Raw genomic sequence first — 21,629 nt, 5'->3', positions numbered from 1 at the left:
ATGTTTGATACACGCCTAGTACCGCTGACGCGAACCCCGCTAAAGCGGTTGGCGATTTACCTAGACCGATGGAATGTTAAGGCCGACCAAATCACACTTATAGGCTTTATGATTGGCATGCTCGCCGTACCTGCACTGGCATTAAACTGGTACAGCGTTGCCCTTGTTGCCATTGCGTTAAACCGATTCTTTGATGGCCTGGATGGGGCGCTTGCGCGAATCCAAGGCATCAGCGATGCCGGTGGCTATTTAGATATCGTATTAGATTTTATTTTTTACAGTGCCGTGTGCTTGGGCTTTTTGTTGGCCGACCTGGATCGCAACGGGGGATGGGCAGGCTTACTGATGCTCTCGTTTATGGGCAGCGGAGCCACCTTTTTAGCCTTTTCGGCAGTTTCCGGCAAATACAGCATCGACAACCCCGACTATCCACAAAAATCCCTTTATTACATGGGCGGCTTAGCGGAAGGCTCCGAGACCATATTATTTTTAATATTGTTTTGCCTGTTTCCGCAGTATTTTCCAATACTTGCAGGGGTGTTTGCCGTTTTATGCTGGGTAACAACAGGCTCCAGACTTTGGTCGGGTTACCTGACGTTAAAGCAATTGGAACGCGAGCACGATCAAGACAGCAATTGATCGAGAAAGTGAGCTACTCTCTTACCGGCATTCAATGTGGATTTTTTAAGCTTGGGCTGCACACTGTCACATCCTTAATGTTTTTGGTTTGCACGCGCTGTGCCTACGCTTTAGGGTAAGTAGGTATAGAGCACGCTAATCCACTACAAAAACCGAGTGAATTGATGACAAGTCTCGCGCTTTTTCAGATGATGTTTGGAGTGGCTTTAATCGGTTTTACACTGTTTGATGCCTTTGTCACCATACTTAGCTTGCGAGGTGGTGGTCCAGCAACCTCGTTTATCTCACAAAAGCTATGGCGGCTTGCGCTGCGCTTTCACCAGTATAAAACCTCACATAGACTGTTGTCGGCCAGTGGCCCGGTGTTGATGATTCTGGTGGTGATGTTTTGGTATCTACTTTTATACCTGGGCTGGTTTTTAGTTTTCCAGTCGGTTCAGGGCAATGTCATTAATGGCAGTACCTACACGGCGGCCACAGGGCTCGAAACCTTATATTTTACGGGCGTAACACTCAGCGGTTTGGGCTATGGTGATTTTACCGCCGAGCACTTTCCCTGGACAATCTATAGTACGTTGGCGGTGGCCACCGGAACACTACTGACCTCGGTGGGTTTGTCTTATATTATTGCCGTCGTTCCTGTGGCACTCGAGAAGCGTCAACTGGCTCGCCAAATCAATATTGTTGCAGGCGACTCTGAGCAACTGCTAAAGCGGCTTGATGATCAAGACAATGTAGAATTTATTTGGCAAAAGCTATTTGAAATTCAGCTCGACGGGACAAAGTTTGCTAATAAATACAGTGCCTATCCGGTTGTTGCGTATTTTCATACATCTAACGCAAATAGTGCATTTTCACTGGCCTATTTAAAGGCTTCCGATCTATTGTTTTACCTTGCCAATCATCCCAATAAAGAGCTAAGACCATCGGCGAGTGCTGTGATAGCCCTTAAAAATCTTATGGTCTCCTACGCTGAAAGTTTGCAGCATATTGTCGATGACCACGCTGATGGTGAGTCCGATCAGCATGAGCGCTATCGGGTTTATTCGTCCATAGAGAAAGTGGAATCAGAGTTGTTCACCTGGCAAGAATTCTCCAGCGTTCGGCGCGTGTTGGTCACAACTTGTCTCTACGATGGTTGGTAGCCTGGTTTAAATCGCGCTGCTTTTTTTACGACTTGTCACCGACACGGTTAAACCAACGCCAACCTAACCAAAGAGCCGCGGTAAAATATGGCAGGCCGCCCAGTACCCACATTAGTAACCCAGCAAGCTGCTGGTACTCTAAGGGTCGCGCGGCTCCATACCAGGATGTTTGCGAAAAGGTGAGTAGTGCGCCTAAAAAACCGGTGTGCATTAACGTAAATAATAAGGCCAATAGGGCGGCCGGTGTATTGCGCTGCTGGCTTCGTAACACCGCCCACCAAAAGGCGCCAGCGCTGACTAAAAAGCATAGGTGCTCAAACAAATGCCACCAAAGATTGTCCAGTGCCAGTATGTAGAGTTTAGGCGTGTGCCAAAGCCAGATAAAGGCGCCGTGAATAACCGCAGCGGCCATTGAGTGGCGTGCCAACAGTAGTAATGGCGCACACAGGGCGGAGGCAATCGGTGCATTCAGTGCGTAGAGCTGAGGTAGGGGCCTGGCAACTACCCACATGGGGGCAATGACCACCATCATAATCATATGCTGCACCATGTGGGCAGCGGCATTGGTCTCGGCCCACTCGTCCAGCGGGCCAAATAACGTAAAGACGCTCAGTATGGCGGCGGCGTTAAACAACCAACAACGATGACGCGCAGGCCGAAGCTTTAAACAGCCCCACCCGTAAGCTAACCAAAGCGCTAACAACATTAAGGCGCCGGCCACCGTAGCACTTTGTGTCGGGTCGGTTATTGGGTTGTGAGCAAAAGCCTGAGTCGGGCAAAAAGCCACCACACATAACAAAAACGAACGAAGTGTGAGAGTCGAACAGATTAAACGCATGGGGTTAATATCATTGTCGGAGCGCCGACCAGTATGGTTGCCAAAGCGGCGACGAGATACACAGCACAACCGAGGCCAGCGATAAATCGTTTGGCTGGGGGCAGCGAGCGGGGCGCACGCTTAAGTGCGAGCCAGCCGCGCCATACTTGATACATTAAGCCTAGAGCAACGAGTAGAGTAAAGGCTAGCAAGGCAGCATTGAGCCAGGTAAGAGGCCCGTTGCCAGGAGTGAAATGTGTGCAAGCGATGGAAGTGCTTGCGTAAACCACAACGAAATACACACTCCAGGCGATAAGGCCCAAGGCGAGCTGAAGGGGATGAAAAGGCGATAACATTAAGGCACCACCCACATCATTGGCAGCACAATAATGGCCGCGTAGCTAATCCAGAATACGGCGGCGGTGTACACCCACCAACGCTCTACCACCACAGGCTCGTAGGGCGCCTTGTGGCCGACATAACCTTTGCCCACTCTAAGCGCTTGCAGCGCAGTGATAATGACGGCTAAACCGCTATGTAACACTTGATACACCAACATAACGGTAATGACCGCATCGTGCGAAGTTACTTGCGGTTTTAGCGCGGCTGTTTGCCAAGTGACTATAAGTGTAGCGAGGTGGATAAACCCCAGGCCGCTAATACCCCATAGATGCGGCTGTAAGTGTGCAGTGACTTTGTTACGCAACCGTTTGATCACGACTTTGAACCACCACAATGCAACAGACAGGCAAACGCCCGACAATAACAAGGCTAACCCATCAACGGGTGGTTTGGTCGGTAGCTGCCAGTTCGGTGCGACCGTCCATAGGTAAAGCCAGCCAAATAGTAATGATAAATACAAGGAGCCGTTGGTCAGTAGGGTGACTGCCATGCCCCACAGCCCCGGTCCATCGTGGGTGCGAGAGTGTAGCGGCGGATCATTTTCAACTCGCCTTTGATTGGGCGCTGCCTGCGGGTGTGCGCCGTTCTCCCACGACCAACGCAGTAGCAATGCTACGCTACACAATGCAGCCACGATTGCCACCATATAGTGCTTGGTTAATAAACTCATACACAGTGCCGCCGTGGTCAGGGCGGCAAAAAATGGCAGCCAGCTATTGCCTGGTAAATGAATAATCTCCCGCGTTTTGGCGGTGAGTGGGTCCGAGCCCCAGGTCTCCCGGCGACCGTGATCAATGGTGGCGAGATCGTGATGGCCTTGCTCAATAGTACGCTGCAGATCGGGGTTTTCCCACAATGGATGCCGGCTAGTTACTTCGGGCAGAGTGGCAAAGTTGTAGGCGCTTGGCGGTAGCGACGTGCTCCACTCTAAGGTGTCGGCATTCCACGGATTGGCTTTGGCTTTTTCGCCAAACCGAAAATGCAACGCGATATCCAGTAGGCAGGTGGCAATTCCCGTGGCCATAATAAAGCTGCCCACAGATGAGATCATATTGGGAATATCCCAGCCTAGGTTGGCATCATAGGTGTAAATACGTCGCGGCATACCTAATAAGCCTGTGAAGTGCATGACTAAAAACGTGAGGTTAAAGCCGATAAATACCAGCCAAAACCCCCAGCGGGCGAGCTGGCGGTTGGGCATGCGGCCGGAGAAGTGCGGTAGCCAATAGTAAATCCCCGCCATTAACGGGAAGAACATGCCCCCAACCAAGACGTAGTGAAAGTGCGCTACCACAAAGTGGGTGTCGTGAACTTGCCAGTCAAACGGTACCAACGCTAGCATAACGCCGGTTAAACCGCCCGCGACAAAAATAATTAAAAACCCCAGTATCCATAACATTGGTGGCGCATACACCGGGCGTCCATTCCACAGAGTCGCCAGCCAGACGAATACCTGAATGGCCGTGGGTATTGCCACCATCATGCTGGCGGCTGAGAAAAATGCCTGAGCCAACTGCGGTATACCCACGGTAAACATATGGTGTACCCATAAGCCGAAGCTGATAAAACCCGTGGTGATAATAGACAGCACGACCCAGCGATAACCAGCAATAGGGCGCTGGGCAAACACCGGCAGTATGGTGGATACCATTCCCGCTGCTGGTAAAAATAAAATATACACCTCGGGGTGACCAAACAACCAAAATAAATGCTGCCATAAAATAGGATCGCCACCGCGGGCTACATCAAAAAATGGCATACCAGCGGCGCGCTCAAGCTCAAGTAAAATACTGCCTAAAATCAGCGGCGGAAACCCAAACACAATCATTAAAGCCATGGCCAGAATATACCAAGCAAACAGCGGCATTCTTTGTAAGCTCATGCCTTTGGTGCGCGTGCGCATAATCGACACCACCAACTCAACTCCGGCAGATACCGCAGAAATCTCCACAAAGGTAATGCCTAGCAACCAAAAGTCAGAGCCGGGCCCCGGCGCGTAAACGGCACTACTGAGTGGGGTGTACATAAACCAGCCGGAAGCAGGGGCGATCTCCATAATTAAACTGGAGGTAAGAATGATGCCGCCAAATAAGTAACACCAATACCCAAAAGCGCTTAAACGCGGAAACACCAAATCGCGTGCGCCAATCATTTTGGGAATTAAATAAATGGCAAAACCTTCCATCACTGGCACCGCGAATAAAAACATCATAATGGTGCCGTGCATGGTAAATACTTGGTTGTAAATTTCGGGCGTTAGCAGGTCGTGCCCAGGCAGCGCGAGCTGGGTGCGAATCAGCATAGCCAGTAGCCCGCCGATTAAAAAGAATACGCCGCCGGTAATTAAAAAGCGCAGGCCAATGGTGGTGTGATTAACGATGGTAAACGCGCGCCAGCCGCGCGGGTTGCCCCACACTTTATCAAACTGATTGTGAAAATCACTCGCTGCCTGCGGGTCGTTATCCATTAATCCAAAGTCTCCAGCCAGGTGACGATGTCCGCCATTCGGTTCGGGGCTATTGTTTTATGATGAGGAGTTTGGCCGCCGCGCAGCCAGGTAGGATGCGTCTTCATCCACTGCTCGATACTAATATCTTGCTTGAGGCGTGCACCTACATTCATCAGGCGGCGCGCGCCAATATTGCTAAGGTCGGGCGCTCTATTACCTTGACTTACACCTTTGATGGTATGGCATTGACCGCAGTGCTCAGCAAATGCTTCGGCGGCCTTTTGGTGCTTGCTAGGTATGCTCGCGGGCTGCCGTTGACGCTCTTGCCAAAGGGCAAAATCGTTTTGGCTTAGCACTTTTACCTGAAACACCATGTGGGCATGCCCTGTGCCGCAAAACTCCGCACACTGACCGCGAAAGAGGCCCGTTTGAGAGGCGCGCAAGCGTATGGTATTTACACGCCCTGGGACTACATCAATTTTACCGCCTAACTTGGGCACCCAAAACGAATGGATAACATTGTCGCTATGCACATAAAATTCAATGGGGGTGTCCACTGGAATGGTGAGCTGGTTGGCCGTGGTGATATCGCCATCGGGCTGATGAAACGACCACCACCAACGATGTGCGTGCACATCAACGCGCAGCGCAGCGCGCTCGTCCGGCAAGGTTAATATTTGCTGGCCGGCAGGTATGCCGACCCCGAGTAGAACAATGATGCTCACCAGTGGCAGAGCAATACCGCCGCCGATAATCCAGCGTTTTGTTGTTATGGCTGCATCGCGGGGGCTAACGTCTTGCGGGTGACGCTGCATGGCATAGAGCCACAAGCCTGATACCACCAATAATACCAGTGTAAAGAACGCAAACATGCCCCACCACAGCCAAATGATAATATCGGCCGCGGGGCCAGCTGGTTCCAGCATTGATTGTGGTCCGCTGCAACCGGTACAAAAAAACGGTAAGGTAGTGGCCAACCATTTAGTTGCTTGCGCTTGGTTGTACTTAATTGTGGGAAATAATTTATGGCTCGATCGTCTATTCCTAGCCGCACGGCTGTGGCAGGTCACCCCATCCACCCGATGCTGATTCACTTTCCCGTTGCCGCTTTGGTGGGATTGGTGGCGACCGACCTTGCCTATATATTTACCGGCGATGAGTTTTGGGCGCGAGCCAGTTTGTGGCTGGCGGGCGTCGGAGCGGTGGGCGGCTGGGCGGCGGGTTTGATTGGTTTGATTGACCTGGTATCGGTGGTGCAAATTAGGCGTTTGATAACTGCCTGGAGTCACGCTCTGGTAGCGGTTATGTCGCTCTCTATTGTGACGCTTAACTGGCTGTTGCGCTGCCAGGATATGTTGGCGTGGGTCAGCCCATGGGGCGTCACACTGTCTGTAGTGACGGCTGGACTGATTTCGCTGGCTGGAATATTGGGTGGCCAGCTTGTCTACGAGCATGGTGTGGGGGTTGATACCGACTCCTGAGCCATTCGTGATAAGTGCCATATTAGGTGCCACGTAAGGGCTTGGCCAGTACCAGCCAAATAATAGCGGTCATAATGACACCGGCCAGCAGCACTGTGCTGTAGCACCAAAGCGGTAAGTGATTGGGTGGCTGCCGTTCAGCGCGCGCGACCAGCCAACCAAGTAATAGATGCACAAGCACCAGTGCCGCGACTAACAGCAGTTTTGCGATCAGCCAAATATCCCAAATACGATAAAAGCTAAAGACTAACGTGCCAGCGATAATAGCGGCGAGCGCGGCGGGTGTGGCAATCAGGCTATATACGAAGCGCGGTGGTTGCAGATCTAGTTCGGTGTTAATTGCTGTGCGCTGTTGTGTCATAACCAGCCCCGGCAGGTAGAGAAGAGCTCCGCACCAGCACAAAAGCGCCGCAATATGGAAAGCTAATAGCCAAGGCATATTTGTTACTCGTCCTCCTCTTTGAAAATTGGACCCTGTGTTCTCGCACTAACTTGCTAGGCACGAGAGAGGTTCGTCAGCGGCTTACTAGCCTACTGAATAGTGAGCATCTAGGCAAAGTGGTGGGTTGGTGTCTGTGAGCCAGCTATCATTCGAGGCTATTTGCTCTCTAGTGTTGGGGTGTCTTATCAGAGGATAGGTTCGCAGCCTTTTTATAGGCTTTAGTGACAAATTGCCGACATTGTTGCTTTCGCCACAGACGAACATTATTATAACCAACTCTTGGCTAGATCTTGCTTGTTTGCAGCGCCTGGCGCATATTTGCAGCACTCGATCGCCTATATAACGTTATTAAGTCGTTTCCCCGGAGAATCGATGCAGCCCACACCTGTTTGTAGTGAGGAAGAGCGTTTAAACGCCTTGTACCAGTACGACATTCTCGATACTCCCACCGATCATGCCTTCGATGAGCTTGCCTCGTTGGCTGCGAACTTGTTTAACGCCCCGATTGCGGTGGTTAACTTCATTGATCGCAACCGCCAGTGGTTCAAATCGGAAGTTGGCTTAGGCGTTCGCGAAACGCCACTGGAGACTTCGTTTTGCGCTCATGCCTTACTTGAGCAAGACTTACTGGTAGTCCCGGATACCCGTTGTGATAGCCGTTTTAAGAATAATCCTCTGGTAACCGGCGAGCCACACCTACGCTTTTACGCGGGGGCTTTGTTGCGAGGTGTTACGGGACACGCGCTGGGAACCCTATGTATTTTGGATTATCAGGCGCGCGATTTTACCGAGTGTGAGCGTCAGACTTTACGAGTGCTCGCCAATCAAGTGATGTCTCAGCTGGAGCAGCGGCGGCTGTTTCTGGAATCTGAAAAAGCGCGAGTTGAGCTCGCACGGCTTAACCATCGTCTCCAGGGGCGCGAGCGAAGCAACGATCAATTTTTGGCGATGATCTCTCACGAGTTGCGCAATCCTTTGTCGTCGCTCACCATGGGGTTGGATTTTCTTGGTTTAAAAGGCAAAAATTTCGATCAAGATGTTATTGACTCCATTGAATCGATGGGGCGCCAAACAAAGCTACTAGTGCGGTTAGTGGATGATTTGCTCGACACATCGCGAATTGCGACCGGTAACATCTCCTTACAGCGAACGCTGTGTGATATAACGACTATTATTGACGACAGTGTGGCTGCGAATCAAAAGGCTCTGTTACAAAAAAATCAACAGTTTTCCTTAACCGTACCAGAGAACACGTTAACCCTTTCCGGGGATCAGGTACGCCTAACTCAATTAGTCACCAACTTACTTGCTAATGCTGTTAGATACACACCTACAAATGGCCATGTGCAAATAGAAACGAAAGCCATCGCTGATGATTATATTGAAGTGAGAGTCACTGATAATGGTTGTGGTATTTCCTCTGAGTTTTTAGAGCGTATCTTCGACTCTTTTGTGCAGGCGCCCAACGCCTGCGGTCAATTGGGTGGGTTGGGGATTGGTCTACATCTGTGCAAGCATATTGTGCAGTTGCATGGTGGCACTATTCAGGCCTTCAGTGAAGGAGAAGGCAGGGGTGCGGTATTTGTCATCTTATTGCCTCGCAATCCTAAGTAAACCCAGTATCTTCCGCTGAGATCCTCCCGAAGTCTTCCATTCCAGCTTACAAATTTCTGTGCTTTTTTGGTGCGTCGGGGTTTTGTGTGCTCCATATTTGGGTGTATTTCAGGGAAAAGGCTTGAGTGGTTGCGGGCCAGAGCGGTAGGTTGCGGTGTGTAGACGGTTGGCACGAAAACTGTAACAAGTTTTGTGTCCGCACTCTTGGTAAGTTAGGACATGCCTAGTAGGCATCACAATTTGGCAATGGAAAGCTAGGGTTCCGGTTGCACCAACGCAACGACTGGTCCGAGAGCTTTCGACCTTTTTCTATAGCGATTTAAGTCGCCACGGAGCAGGTTACACGGCGGGACAAAAGCCCGGGAGACGATCGGCAGAATTTGCCAGGAGTGCTCTATTTTACCGCGTAATTTATGCCGGAGGCAGGCGATGAAAAAAATAGCCACGCTATTACTGTTACTCTCTTTTTCTTCTTATAGCTCAGCCGCAGATAGCTTTAAGGTTTGTTGGTCTATTTACGTAGGCTGGATGCCCTGGGGTTACGGTGACGAGCAAAAAATCGTCGACAAGTGGGCTGAGAAATACGATATCGACATTGATGTCGTACAGATCAATGACTACGTCGAATCCATCAATCAATATACCACCGGCGCTTTTGATGCCTGCGCTATGACCAATATGGATGCCTTAACCATTCCCGCGGCGGGCGGTGTAGATAGCACCGCTTTAATTGTAGGGGATTTCTCCAATGGTAATGACGGAGTTGTATTAAAAGGCAGTGATTCACTGGCTGATATTAAAGGCCAGCGAGTTAACTTGGTTGAGCTAAGCGTGTCACATTATTTGCTTGCTCGTGCTCTGGATAGCGTGGGTATGAGTGAGTCAGACGTGACTGTGGTCAATACTTCCGATGCCGATCTAGTTGCTGTTTATCCAACCAATGGTGTGTCCTCGGTCGTCACCTGGAACCCACTGTTGAGCGAAATTGTGGGTATGCCCGGTGCTAGCAAGGTGTTTGATTCATCAAAGATACCGGGTGAGATTATTGACCTAATGGTTGTCAATACTGAGGTGTTGGAGCAAAACCCTGCTCTGGGTAAAGCCCTTACCGGCGCTTGGTATGAAATCATGGCGACCATGAGTGATTCTGGCGCAAAAGGTACCGCCGCCCGCACTGCTATGGCGAGTGCATCAGGCACCGATCTGGCCGGTTACGAGTCGCAACTGGCCAGTACCCAAATGTTTTACCAGCCTACCAATGCCGTGAGCTTTACTCATAGTGACGATCTAAAAGCCACCATGCAGAACGTAGCGGAATTCTCCTTTGAGCATGGACTCTTGGGTGAAGGGGCTGCGGATGCTGGATTTATCGGTATCGAAACTCCCGCCGGTCTTTACGGTAACCAAAACAATATTAAGCTTCGTTTTAATCCTACTTATATGCAAATGGCTGCTGACGGTAAGCTGTAAACCGGTGCGATGAGCGGTGTTTTACACCGTCCAAACTCCTCTATAGTTGGGATACTTACATGAAACGATTAATCAACCAACAACCATCAAGAGTGTGGGGCGTTGCATTATCGCTGCTGCCCTTTGCAATTTTACTGCTGATGTATGTGTTGGCCTCTGATGCCCGATTGGCAGAAAACCCACAAGACAAACTGCTGCCAAGCTTTGAGCAAATGGGCGATGCTATTTATCGGCTGGCTTTTGAACCAAGCCGGCGCACAGGGGAATACTTATTTTGGCAAGATACGCTTAGTAGCTTGACGCGCTTAGGCTTAGGGATGTTAATTGCCGCATCGCTGGGGCTTGTGTTTGGTTTAAGCACCGGCGCTTTTCCTATGGTTTACTCAGGCGTTGCGCCTTTGGTCACCGTTGCTTCGCTGATTCCGCCCATGGCAATACTGCCGATACTTTTTATTGTATTTGGTCTGGGTGAAGTGTCCAAAGTAGCTCTGATTGCTATCGGCATCACCCCGTTTATTGCTCGTGATATTCAAAAGCGTTGCTTAGAAATCCCCCGGGAACAACTCGTTAAAGCTCAGACATTAGGGGCTAATAGTGGCCAAATATTATTGCGAGTTTTGCTGCCGCAATTAATGCCGCGTTTGATTGATGCCGTGCGTCTATCGCTCGGCAGTGCCTGGCTATTTTTAATTGCCGCCGAGGCTATTGCCTCCACCGATGGCCTAGGTTACCGGGTATTCTTGGTGCGCCGCTACTTATCTATGGATGTGATCTTGCCTTACGTGGCTTGGATTGCACTGCTGGCTTTTGTTATTGACTTTGTACTGCGAAAAGTCAGCTTATGGGCCTTCCCTTGGCAGGAGAATCGCTCATGATTGACATTCAAAATGTTTGGAAGCGTTACGGTGACAGCGTTATTTTGGAAGACATTAATGCCTCGGTCAAAGAAGGCGAGTTCGTCACTTTAGTGGGGGCCTCCGGCTGCGGCAAAAGCACTTTCTTGCGTATGTTGTTGGGTACTGATATTCCCAGTAAAGGGGAAATACTACTGGATGGTAAGCCCATACTTGATGAGCCCGACTCTGAGCGCGGTGTGGTTTTTCAGCAGTATTCGGTATTTCCCCACATGAGTGTACTGGAAAATGTCACTATTGCTCGCGCTTTTGAGGGCTCCGTTTTAGGGTTTTTGTGGGGCGCTCGCAAACGCGCCGCCCGTGAAGAAGCAATGACCATGCTTGAAACGGTAGGCTTGGCGCACATGGCGGATCGCTACCCCGATGAATTGTCTGGCGGTATGCGCCAGCGCTTAGCGATCGCCCAAGCGCTTATCCTGAAACCTCGTATTTTACTGCTCGACGAACCCTTTGGTGCACTTGACCCAGGCATCCGTGCGGATATGCACAAATTGGTGTTGTCCTTGTGGCGCAAGCACAAACTCACCGTATTTATGGTGACGCACGATTTGGCTGAAGGCTTTCACCTTGGTACGCGTTTGTGGGTTTTCGACAAGCTGCGTGTTGATCCGCAAGCGCCCAACAGTTATGGCGCCGGCATTACTTATGACTTGCCCGTGGGGGCCTGTGAGCCGGAGTTACTGGAAAAAATTGATAGTGGCCTGAATAGTACGGGCCAGGAGTTAAGCGAATGAATCATTACCAAACTACAATAGCACCGGGTGGCCATTGGTCCTTGGAGTTGCGCCGTGGCACTGTGTTGCGATTGCAAGATCTCGATGGCAATGGCAATGCCGGTGTACTGTTTTACAACTCGCGTAATTTACTTGAGCGCTACAACGCGCCGGATACGCTTAAGTGTCAGCACACCTTTAAGTTAACGCGGGGCAATTGTTTGTATTCTGATATGGGGCGGATTTTTGCCTCAATCATTGAAGATGATTTAGGTTGGCACGATACCGTGTGCGGCAATAGCCACGCCAGTCATATTGAAGATCGTTGGGGCGCACGCGATTATCAAACCGATCACAACGATTGGCGCCAGAATGGTTACGATGCATTTTTAGTCGAACAGGCAAAGTACGGGCTGAACGCTGCCGACTTGGCTGCCAATATTAATGTATTTAGTAAAGTGGTCACCGACAGCGAAGGCAATATGAGTTTAGTGGACAATCACAGCCCAGCCGGCAGTGAAATTGCTTTGCGCATTGAAATGGATTGTCTGGTTCTGATTCACGCCTGTCCCCATCCGTTAAACCAGTCCCCCGAGTACCCGCGCTGCAGAATCGGCGTCTCGCTAGGCTTGGCAGAGCCTATGACTGAGGATGATGTGTGTCTCAATCACTGTGACGAAAATCGGCGCGGCTTTGCCAACAATGCGCTCTACCATTTAGGCGCTTGAGGAGAATATTATGATTAAACACAGCGAACGTGTAGCCGACACTGCCAAAAGCCGCGCGCAGGTCGATGCTGGAGATTACTTTTTAGAGACGTTAAAAGCCGGGCAGGTGATGCGCATTCTCGATATAGAGGGTAATCAAGCTGCCGATACTTTGTTTTTTTGTGCCGATGACCCAGCTGAGCGCTACAGTGCAACCGACACCATTCGCGAGCAGGGCAACGTGTACCTCACCGCGGGGTCAATATTGCGCACGACCCGTAACCGCCCAATGTTAGAGATCGTTGCCGATACTTGCGGCCGACATGACACGCTTGGTGGCGCCTGCGCGACCGAAAGCAATACCGTGCGTTACGATTTGGAAAAACGCTGTATGCACGCGTGCCGAGACAGTTGGATGCTGGCCATTGCCGAGCACCCGGAAACCGGCCTGAATAAACGCGACATTGGCCATAATATCAATTTTTTTATGAATGTCCCCGTTACCGAGCAAGGTGAGCTGACCTTTGCCGATGGTATCTCTGGTGCAGGCAAGTACGTAGAGTTTAAAGCGCTGGTAGATACCATCGTTTTAATTTCAAATTGCCCGCAATTGAACAACCCTTGCAATGCATATAACCCAACACCGGTTGAATGCTTGACTTGGGACTCGTAATTGAAAATGTACAGCCGAATAGATCAACAGTGAATCAACGACTTCAGTGGACGGCCACTGTCGTATAACAAAGCGGGACGACCCGTAACGGACCAGTATGTTTAAAAAAGTTTTGATAGCTAACCGAGGCGCTATTGCCACTCGAATTATTCGTACTCTGCGAAAAATGGGCGTGACTTCAGTGGCGGTTTACGCCGAAGTGGATGCCCAGAGCTTGCACGTTCGTCAAGCGGATGAAGCTTACAGCTTGGGGGAAGGTGGTGCCGCAGACACCTATCTAAATAGCGAAAAAGTACTGGAAATTGCCCGCGCCTGTGGCGCCGAGGCCATTCACCCGGGGTACGGTTTTCTCAGTGAAAATTCCGCGTTTGTTACCGATTGCGAAGCCGCTGACATTGCTTTTATTGGTCCTACACCGGAACAAATGCAAAGCTTTGGTCTTAAGCACCGGGCCCGTGAAATAGCCGCAAACGCGGATGTACCCTTGCCGCCAGGTTCAGGCTTATTAGCGAATATTGAGTCGGCCTGCCAGACGGCGGCCGACATTGGCTATCCCGTTATGCTGAAAAGTACCGCTGGCGGTGGGGGCATTGGTATGCAGGTTTGCGAGTCTGAATCTGTACTGCGCGAAGCCTTTAATAAAGTAAAACAGCTGGGTAAAAATAATTTCGCTGACGATGGCGTCTTTCTAGAAAAGTACATCGCCCGCGCCCGGCACATTGAAGTGCAAGCTTTTGGTGACGGCAAGGGCGGCGTGTTGGCCATTGGTGAGCGTGATTGCAGTGCTCAGCGTCGCAATCAAAAAGTCATTGAAGAGTGTCCCGCTCCCAATCTACCAGAACCCGTGCGCCAGCGTTTGTATCGACTGGCCGAAACGTTGCTGTCCAGCGTTCGCTATCGCAATGCGGCGACAGTGGAATATATATACGATGCCGATACCGAGCAGTGTTATTTTCTGGAAGTGAACACGCGCCTACAGGTCGAGCACGGTGTAACCGAAATGGTTTGGTCGGTGGACTTAGTCCAATGGATGTTACAGCAAGCAGCGGGTGAATTGCCGCCACTAGAGCAATTGCGCGAAGGCTTAACACCCAGTGGTCACGCCATTCAATTGCGAGTGTATGCCGAAGACCCCTACCGCGATTTTCAGCCTTGCGCGGGCTTGTTGAGTCATGTTGAACTTCCTACCCCTAGCGATAAGCTGCCGGGGCTGCGCATTGAACATTGGTTGGATAGTGGTATTGAAGTATCCCCGTTTTTTGACCCCATGCTTGCCAAAATTATTTACTGTGGTGACGATCGCGCTGAGGCGATTCAAGGTTTGCGTAGCACGCTGGATAAAACCCAGCTCTACGGTATTGAAAGCAACTGCGCCTACTTGCGCCATTTGCTGGACGACAGCGTCATTACTCGCGGCGAAGTCACCACGCGCTATTTGGCTTCGGTTGACTGGTGTCCGGCTCGCATCGATATTCTACAAGGCGGCACTCAGACCACCATTCAAGATTACCCCGCACGCGGTGGTTATTGGGATGTAGGCGTTCCGCCTTCGGGCCCATTTGACAATTACTCCTTTCGCTTAGCCAATGCGCTGTTAGGTAACTTGCCCGATGCCGCCGCACTCGAGATCACCCTGCAGGGGCCAACACTGCAATTTAGTACCGCTACTCGTATTTTAGTCACCGGTGCCGAGATTCCTTTAACACTGGATGGTGAGGCCGTGGCCATGTCGACGCCGGTGGATGTCGCCGCGGGGCAAACCCTGGTAATGGGGCGCATCGAGAGGGGTGCTCGCGCTTATTTGGCTGTGGCCGGCGGTATCGATTGCCCCACTTATTTAGGGTCGCGTTCGACTTTTACCTTGGGGCAGTTTGGTGGTCATAACGGCCGCGCACTGCGCACCGGCGATGTATTGGCGCTGGGTCAAATGATCGGTGAGCCCACCGCGCAACAGGCGCCTCTGGCTGATATCGGTTCTTCGTGGGAATTGCGGGTGATTTACGGGCCGCACGGCGCGCCGGATTTTTTTACCGATGCCGACGTGCAAACATTTTTTAGCGAACATTGGGAGGTGCATTACAATTCCAGCCGCACCGGTGTACGTTTGATTGGCCCTAAGCCCGAGTGGGCACGTCAAAGTGGCGGTGAGGCCGGTATGCACCCGTCTAATATTCACGATAACGCTTACGCCTTTGGTACGGTAGATTTTACCGGTGATATGCCAGTTATTCTTGGCCCCGATGGCCCGTCATTGGGCGGCTTTGTTTGCCCTGCTACCGTGATCACCGCCGATTTATGGAAGCTCGGTCAGCTGCGCGCGGGCGACACCTTGCGTTTTGTGCCGGTGAGCTATGCCGATGCGGTGGTCGCTGAGCAACAGCAGCAGGCATTGTTTGTCGATAATAGCGCTCAGGTTGCCACAACCGACCCGGCGCCCATTGATCTGAATGAATTACCCTCTCCCATTGTGCAGCGTCTTAGTGCTGCGGAGGTAGGTGACGAGGTAGTGTATCGTTTGGCGGGAGACCATTTTCTATTGGTGGAGTACGGCCCGCTCGAGCTTGATATTCGTTTGCGTTTTCGCGCGCACGCCTTAATGCAAGACTTACAGAAAAATCCGCTGCCGGGTTTGCGTGAATTAACGCCAGGCATTCGCTCTTTGCAACTGCATTACGATTCACAACAGTTGCCACTCGATAAACTGTTGGCAGAGTTGGCCGAACGTGAGCGCCATTTATCGCAACGGTTAGACTCACTAACAGTACCCTCGCGTACGGTATGGTTACCGTTAAGTTGGAACGATGAAGCTTGCCAATTGGCGGTGGATAAATATCAACAATCGGTGCGCGCAAACGCACCTTGGTGCCCCGATAACTTAGAATTTATTCGCCGTATAAACGGCCTCGATAGTATCGATGACGTAAAACGTATCGTCTTCGATGCCGCCTATTTGGTCATGGGGTTGGGCGATGTGTATCTCGGTGCGCCCGTGGCCACACCGGTGGACCCGCGCCACCGACTGGTGACCACCAAATACAATCCCGCCCGCACCTGGACGGCGGAAAACTCAGTGGGTATTGGCGGTTCTTATCTTTGTGTTTACGGTATGGAAGGGCCGGGGGGGTATCAATTTGTCGGTCGCACCATGCAAATGTGGAATCGTTACCGGCGTACCGAGGCTTTTACCGAGCCTTACCTGCTGCGCTTTTTCGATCAAATTCGATTTTACGAAGTAGGTCACGATGAACTCAGTCAAATCCGTCGTGATTTTCCTTTGGGCGATTACCCGCTTCGCACTGAGCCGGGGGAGTTTTCATTGGCGGGGTATCAAGCGCATATTGAGCAGCACAGCGCAGAAATTGAGGCGCATACCCAGCGTCGCGAGCAAGCCTTTAGCGATGAGTTAGCCCGTTGGCACGCCGATGGCCAGTTCCATTACGAGGCGCCAGAGGTGGTGCTAAATGACGATAGTCTAGTGATTGGCGATGACGATATTGTGGTGGATAGCTCGGTCGCGGGCAGCGTTTGGCAGCTTAATGTAGCACAGGGCGATCAGGTCGAAGCTGGCCAGTGTGTGATGCTATTGGAATCGATGAAAATGGAAGTGGCGGTTGTTGCCACTCAACCGGGCACAGTAAAAACGGTGGTGGTAAAAGAAGGGGGCCGGGTGAGTGCAGGCCAGCCGTTATTAATTTTGGACGGAGGGCTTGAGTCATGAGTACGCCTACCTTAACGCGTCATAGTCTTCACCTCGCGTATCGCGATGGTCGTCTTACTCCCAGAGCGCTACTGGCAGAAATCACCAAACGCTGCGAGGCTTTAACGGACCATAATATTTGGATCTATCGCCTTAGCGCCGCCGAGCTTGAGCCCTATTTGCAGGCGCTAGAAGGGCAAAGTCCCGACAGCCTGCCACTGTATGGCTTACCTTTTGCGATCAAGGATAATATTGATTTAAAGGGTGTACCTACCAGCGCTGCCTGCGAGGCATTTACTTATACGCCGCCGCACTCCGCCACCGTGGTGCAGGCATTGATTGATGCCGGGGCCATTCCTGTTGGGAAAACCAACCTCGATCAATTTGCCACCGGTTTGGTCGGTACACGCTCCCCCTGGGGCGCGTGTAAGAATAGCGCCGACCCTAATATGATCAGTGGCGGTTCCAGCTCTGGTTCCGCCGTAGCCGTGGCCAAGGGGCTGGCTTGCTTTAGTCTCGGTACCGATACCGCCGGCTCGGGGCGCGTGCCCGCCTGTTTTAATAATTTGGTGGGACTTAAGCCTAGCATTGGTTTATTGTCGGCCACCGGTATGGTGCCCGCTTGCCGTTCGCTGGATTGCATGACCGTATTTGCTCTCAATACCGATGATGCCCATGCGGCGCTGTCAGTCGCCGAGGGTGATGACGAAAGCGATGCCTACAGTCGCGTCAACCCTTTTGCCAATAGTGCTCGTCACTACGGCCGCCAATCTGGCCCTCTGCGTTTGGGGGTTATGTCCGCAGAGCAGTTGGCGTTTTTTGGCCACGAGGGTTATCAAAGTGCCTACCAATCCAGTTTAAGTGCGATAGAAAAGCTTGCTGATATAGAATTGATTGAAGTGGATATGTCGGCGTTTTTATCGGCCGCTAAACTATTGTATGAAGGCCCTTGGGTGGCCGAGCGCTACCTCGCGTGTTCCCCGTTAATTGAGGAACACCCCAACGCTTTATTGCCGGTGACCAAGGCGATTATCAGTGCCGGTGCCGCACCGTCTGCGCGAGATGGCTTTACCGCGCAGTACCGCTTAAAAGCGCTGCGCAAAGAGGCACAACGTGTGCTCGACTCGGTGGATGCTTTGCTCACGCCAACCGCGCCACGGCCTTTTTCTATTGCCGAGCTTGAGGCCAACCCGATTGAGTTAAACAGCCAGCTCGGTTACTACACCAATTACATGAACTTGTTTGATCTTTGCGGTTTGGCGTTGCCAACGGCTTTCACCGAACAAGGTTTCCCCTTTGGCCTGACACTCGTGGCCGAAGCCTTTAGTGACCGCAAGCTGTTATCCATTGGCAACCGCCTTCAGCAAAGTTTCGCGTTGCCACTGGGCGCGAATAAAAACGCCTTTGAGGCGTTATCCGATAAGCCTGCCGGTGGTGCCGAGCGCATCGATCTGGTGGTGTGCGGCGCACACTTAAATGGGCAGCCGCTTAATTGGCAGCTGCGCGAGCGCGCGGCAACCTTGCAGCGTTGTACTCAGTCGGCGCCGGAGTATCAGCTTTATGCTCTGCCTGGTGGGCCACCACTGCGCCCAGCTATGGTCTTGGCAGAAGAGGGCCAAGGTTGCGCTATTGAGGTGGAGGTATGGTCAATGCCTGTGGCGGAGTTAGGCAGTTTTGTCGCCGGCATTGCCGCCCCTTTAGGAATCGGCAAAGTGCGTTTAGCCGACGGTACGCAGTGCGCGGGGTTTATTTGTGAGCAGTCGGGTATTGAGGGGGCTATCGATATTAGTCAATTCGGTGGCTGGCGTGCCTACCTAGGCAGTAGTTGAAAATCACGAGTGTCACCTAAGCAGGGCGAGCATCTCTGCTGTATGAAACAACGGCCAGGGGGCCTGTTTACTTATCTCTATGCTGCTATCTCTAATGCCCGAGGGCATTAGAGATAGCTTGTGGCTACGGCGCCGCCCTCTACCTTTGTTTCGAAAAAATCGAAGGCGACTGGCTGTTTGTTATTGGGCCGATTTGTTGGCCAGCGCACAAATTTCAGCGAAGTGTTCGGGATCTAAGCTAGCACCGCCAACGAGCACGCCATCGACGTGTGGTGTGGAAAGGAGCTCTTCAACGTTGTCTTTATTGACGCTACCACCATAGAGTATGTGTACTTTATTGGCCCGTTCTGTGCCAAGTATTTCTACCAGCTCTTGATATATAAAACTGTGTACTTTTTGAACTTGATCGGCCGTGGCCGCTTTGCCGGTGCCTATAGCCCATACGGGTTCGTAAGCGATGCACAGCTCTTTCCCTTCAAGGTTAAGGTCGGGCAGCGATTGGTGTAGTTGACGATAGAGTATGTCATTGGTTAGGCCGAGCTCGTATTGCTGTAAATTTTCACCGACACACAAAACCGGTATCAGGTTATTATCGAGCGCCTTTTCCATTTTGGTGTGGCAAGAGTTGTCGTTCTCCAAAAATACTTGGCGTCTCTCCGAATGGCCTATAAGACAAAATTGGCAGCCCACTTCGCTCAGCATTTGTGCAGAGGTTTCTCCAGTAAAAGCGCCAGAGGCAAATTTACTGACATTTTGACTTCCTACCATAATGTCAGAATTGCGTAAAAAGCTCACCATATCGCCGATGTAGACATAGGGTGGTGCGATGCCGATTCTAGCCTCGAATTTTCGGTTCAGCATGGATGCGACCGAAGTGCAGGTAAGATCTATCCCTCCGTTGAGCTTCCAGTTGGCAATGACGAAAGGGGCTTGTTTTTTCATTTGATTAAAACCTCAGTGGCTCGTGGATGTAATGGCGCGCCGAGTTGTGTGGGCTGCCAGTTACCGAGTGTTTGTTCGTATGAATAAGTGAGTTAGTTATTGTTTGCTTGGTCAGGTCGTACCGTTACTCGTCGAGACTCCAATGCATGGGAAGTAACAGTGATCATGTGACTTACCATACAGTTGGATGTGGTTGGTCTGAGTAAGTAGAGCAGTTCATGAGCGATAGTGAATGGCTTTGACTGACCGTCTGATAAGGTTTGTGAGTTATGCTCGGCCTGTTGAATAAAGGCCGAGCACAATCTTATTCAGTCATATACTGAATGCGGTTGAGAGAAAATCGCTCGCGCCGTTCACTTAGCTGCCTTTGGATCTCTTCAACCGCCCGCTGCTCAGTCGTGGCGTGCAGTGCATCGAGCGAGCGAGAAAAATGATTTCTCATGGATAGGCGTGCGGCGTGCGGATCGCGTGCTTTGAGTGCCTCCAATATTACCCTGTGTTCTTTGATACGTCTCTCGCCGTCGGTTTTACACACCGACTGATGAGCAACTTTTAAGTCAGGTAAGTTGGCCTGAATCTCCCAAAGGTGTTGGATGATACTGATTAGGGGGCGATTTTGGGTGGAGTTGGCGATGACCAAATGAAATTTTCGATCGGCTATTTCTGAGGTGAGGTTGCCATCGTTATTTTCTTTGTTCATTTCTTCCAGCGCGGTGTTGAGCTCTTCGAGTTGCTCAGCCGTGATGGTAGATGCAGCCAATGCTGCGGCTTCCGATTCGATCAGTACCCGCGCCTCAGTTACCTCAAAGGGACTGTACTCGCGCGGATTAGTGCTGTTAGCCTTGAAGGATTTTAGGGCGTAAACACCTGAGCCGGTTTGAACCTCGACTCGACCCATTACCTCAAGAGCAATAATGGCTTCACGAATAGTTGGACGGCTGACACCGTAGCGCTCCGAAAGCTCGCGCTCGGGAGGCAAGCGAGCCCCGGCGGGAAACTCCCCAGAATCGAGGGCCGCCAACATTTTCTGCGCAACCTTGCGATAGGTGCGTCTATTACCGCTATTACTGCTATCGCTCATTTAATCCACTCCTGACTTGTAATGTTCTCTAATTATTAACCTTGCAATCATAGCACAGAATCGTTAATTGGTAATACAGGTTGGTTGACGGAACCATGAAAAGCTGAGAGCGACGTAACAAAAGGCACAAAAAACGTGTGGAATTATAGTGGGGGGTGCTCAACTCATGCTCTAAAACGTAACAGTCTTAATGCGAATAGCTAGTGATTTGGCGCATATCGCCGCAAGGTTTGATGAGTCTGTACCTTTTATGAGGTGATACAATCCGGTAATAATAATTGGTTGACACTTTGGGTGTATCGTTGGTAGTCTAACTGTTCAGTCGAAGGTGGTGGCTGAGCCTAGTTCTGTGTGCGGCGTATGCCAGTACTAATAAGGGCTTAGGGCTCGGTTGATCATTTCCCGCTGATCAGACTAGAAGTTGGCTGATCCGCTAAATTCTAGTGTGTGGCTCTCCTTGGGTCGGGCCTCCCTTTATTGGGTAGGCCCGATCTATTTTTTGAGCGATAATGTGAAGCTGAGAGTTTGGCACATAAAAGCCTGCTTTTTCTCAATCAAGGCTTCTTTGCCCTTTGGTGTTTCACAGCGGCAGTAAGAATTACCTTAAAACGATT

Annotated in this window: 17 protein-coding genes and 1 riboswitch; of the genes, 11 read left to right on the top strand and 6 right to left on the bottom strand. The window is 51.1% G+C overall.

Features of this window, described 5'->3' with window-relative positions; genetic code table 11:
• Both Q4563_RS04330 and Q4563_RS04325 read left to right on the top strand, forming a co-directional pair.
• Nucleotides 1–639, top strand: a complete 639-nt coding sequence (locus tag Q4563_RS04330; protein ID WP_303603719.1) for a CDP-alcohol phosphatidyltransferase family protein — start codon at nt 1–3, stop codon at nt 637–639.
• 164 nt (nt 640–803) lie between these two features.
• Nucleotides 804–1,784, top strand: coding sequence for a hypothetical protein (locus tag Q4563_RS04325; protein ID WP_303603718.1), 981 nt, complete (start codon nt 804–806; stop codon nt 1,782–1,784).
• Nucleotides 1,785–1,809: 25 nt separating this feature from the next.
• On the opposite strand, the gene Q4563_RS04320 is transcribed toward Q4563_RS04325, so the two are convergent.
• From Q4563_RS04320 to coxB, 3 genes are all read right to left on the bottom strand, one after another.
• Nucleotides 1,810–2,622, bottom strand: a complete 813-nt coding sequence (locus tag Q4563_RS04320; RefSeq protein WP_215976838.1) for a cytochrome c oxidase assembly protein — start codon at nt 2,620–2,622, stop codon at nt 1,810–1,812.
• Nucleotides 2,623–2,956: 334 nt separating this feature from the next.
• Nucleotides 2,957–5,470 (bottom strand): cytochrome c oxidase subunit I, encoded by a 2,514-nt coding sequence (gene ctaD / locus Q4563_RS04315; protein ID WP_303603717.1) that lies wholly within the window; start codon nt 5,468–5,470, stop codon nt 2,957–2,959.
• Nucleotides 5,470–6,378 carry a cytochrome c oxidase subunit II gene (gene coxB, locus Q4563_RS04310; protein ID WP_303603716.1) on the bottom strand — a complete coding sequence of 303 codons (909 nt, stop codon included), beginning with the start codon at nt 6,376–6,378 and terminating at the stop codon, nt 5,470–5,472. The genes ctaD and coxB overlap by 1 nt, the downstream gene beginning before the upstream one ends.
• Nucleotides 6,379–6,477: 99 nt before the next feature.
• On the opposite strand from coxB, the gene Q4563_RS04305 reads away from it, so the two are divergent.
• Entirely contained in the window at nt 6,478–6,933 is a 456-nt protein-coding gene (locus Q4563_RS04305; protein WP_303603715.1) for a DUF2231 domain-containing protein, read from the top strand.
• A gap of 22 nt (nt 6,934–6,955) precedes the next feature.
• Here the strand turns inward: Q4563_RS04305 and Q4563_RS04300 are convergent, their stop codons facing one another.
• A complete protein-coding gene (locus Q4563_RS04300; RefSeq protein ID WP_215976842.1) occupies nt 6,956–7,372 on the bottom strand; it encodes a CopD family protein in 417 nt (138 codons plus the stop codon).
• Nucleotides 7,373–7,747: 375 nt separating this feature from the next.
• On the opposite strand from Q4563_RS04300, the gene Q4563_RS04295 reads away from it, so the two are divergent.
• From Q4563_RS04295 to atzF, 8 genes are all read left to right on the top strand, one after another.
• The gene (locus Q4563_RS04295; protein WP_215976843.1) at nt 7,748–8,989 is read left to right on the top strand and encodes a GAF domain-containing sensor histidine kinase; all 1,242 of its coding nucleotides are present in this window, start codon (nt 7,748–7,750) and stop codon (nt 8,987–8,989) included.
• Between the two features lie 243 nt (nt 8,990–9,232).
• Nucleotides 9,233–9,357: riboswitch (guanidine-I (ykkC/yxkD leader) on the top strand.
• A gap of 61 nt (nt 9,358–9,418) precedes the next feature.
• A complete protein-coding gene (locus Q4563_RS04290) occupies nt 9,419–10,459 on the top strand; it encodes a putative urea ABC transporter substrate-binding protein (RefSeq protein WP_303603714.1) in 1,041 nt (346 codons plus the stop codon).
• Nucleotides 10,460–10,518: 59 nt separating this feature from the next.
• Nucleotides 10,519–11,334, top strand: coding sequence for an ABC transporter permease (locus Q4563_RS04285; RefSeq protein WP_303603713.1), 816 nt, complete (start codon nt 10,519–10,521; stop codon nt 11,332–11,334).
• The gene (locus Q4563_RS04280; protein ID WP_215976846.1) at nt 11,331–12,107 is read left to right on the top strand and encodes an ABC transporter ATP-binding protein; all 777 of its coding nucleotides are present in this window, start codon (nt 11,331–11,333) and stop codon (nt 12,105–12,107) included. The genes Q4563_RS04285 and Q4563_RS04280 overlap by 4 nt, the downstream gene beginning before the upstream one ends.
• Complete coding sequence (locus Q4563_RS04275; protein WP_303603712.1) at nt 12,104–12,814, top strand: urea amidolyase associated protein UAAP1; 711 nt, start codon at nt 12,104–12,106, stop codon at nt 12,812–12,814. Before Q4563_RS04280 ends, Q4563_RS04275 begins: the two co-directional genes overlap by 4 nt.
• A gap of 10 nt (nt 12,815–12,824) precedes the next feature.
• Nucleotides 12,825–13,466: an urea amidolyase associated protein UAAP2 gene (locus tag Q4563_RS04270; protein ID WP_215976848.1), complete on the top strand. Its 642-nt coding sequence runs from the start codon at nt 12,825–12,827 to the stop codon at nt 13,464–13,466.
• A gap of 97 nt (nt 13,467–13,563) precedes the next feature.
• Complete coding sequence (uca, locus tag Q4563_RS04265) at nt 13,564–17,184, top strand: urea carboxylase (protein ID WP_303603711.1); 3,621 nt, start codon at nt 13,564–13,566, stop codon at nt 17,182–17,184.
• Complete coding sequence (gene atzF, locus Q4563_RS04260) at nt 17,181–18,992, top strand: allophanate hydrolase (protein WP_303603710.1); 1,812 nt, start codon at nt 17,181–17,183, stop codon at nt 18,990–18,992. The genes uca and atzF overlap by 4 nt, the downstream gene beginning before the upstream one ends.
• 180 nt (nt 18,993–19,172) lie before the next feature.
• Here the strand turns inward: atzF and tpiA are convergent, their stop codons facing one another.
• Both tpiA and Q4563_RS04250 read right to left on the bottom strand, forming a co-directional pair.
• On the bottom strand, nt 19,173–19,934 hold the full coding sequence (gene tpiA / locus Q4563_RS04255; protein WP_215976851.1) for a triose-phosphate isomerase: 762 nt from the start codon (nt 19,932–19,934) through the stop codon (nt 19,173–19,175).
• 304 nt (nt 19,935–20,238) lie between these two features.
• Nucleotides 20,239–21,015: a FadR/GntR family transcriptional regulator gene (locus Q4563_RS04250; RefSeq protein WP_215976852.1), complete on the bottom strand. Its 777-nt coding sequence runs from the start codon at nt 21,013–21,015 to the stop codon at nt 20,239–20,241.
• Between the last annotated feature and the right edge of the window lie 614 nt (nt 21,016–21,629).

This window comes from Gilvimarinus sp. 1_MG-2023 (genome assembly GCF_030548285.1).
The sequence above is the reverse complement of the archived record's forward strand: the minus strand, read 5'-3'. Positions and strand labels throughout refer to the sequence as shown.